Here is a 281-nt window from a genome sequence, read left to right on the forward strand (position 1 = left end):
CCGTGCCACGGGCGATAGCCGGCAACCAACTTCTACGCACTAGTTTTCGTCACGTTCTCACTCCGGGCTCTCAGTAGCGCGTGCCGGTGTTCACCATCCTTCGGCCAGTGGTGCGAGCCGGGCTTGTGCGCCTCGGTCGCGAGGTGTTCGACGCTGGCGGCGCAAGAGAACTCCTTGAGCTTGCGGCCGATGAAACCGGTGAAGTACAAGCGCTTCGCCGTGTCGTCTTTACGGAGGAGTTGGAAGATCCCCGCACCGCGGCCGAAGCTGAAGCACATAGC

At 62.3% G+C, this 281-nt stretch carries 1 pseudogene; it reads right to left on the bottom strand.

Features of this window, described 5'->3' with window-relative positions:
- Positions 1-32: 32 nt before the first annotated feature.
- Positions 33-281, bottom strand: a pseudogene (locus GV790_RS30865) (FAD-dependent oxidoreductase); the annotation flags it as partial.

This window comes from Nocardia cyriacigeorgica, assembly GCF_010858045.1.
GTDB lineage: Bacteria > Actinomycetota > Actinomycetes > Mycobacteriales > Mycobacteriaceae > Nocardia > Nocardia cyriacigeorgica_E.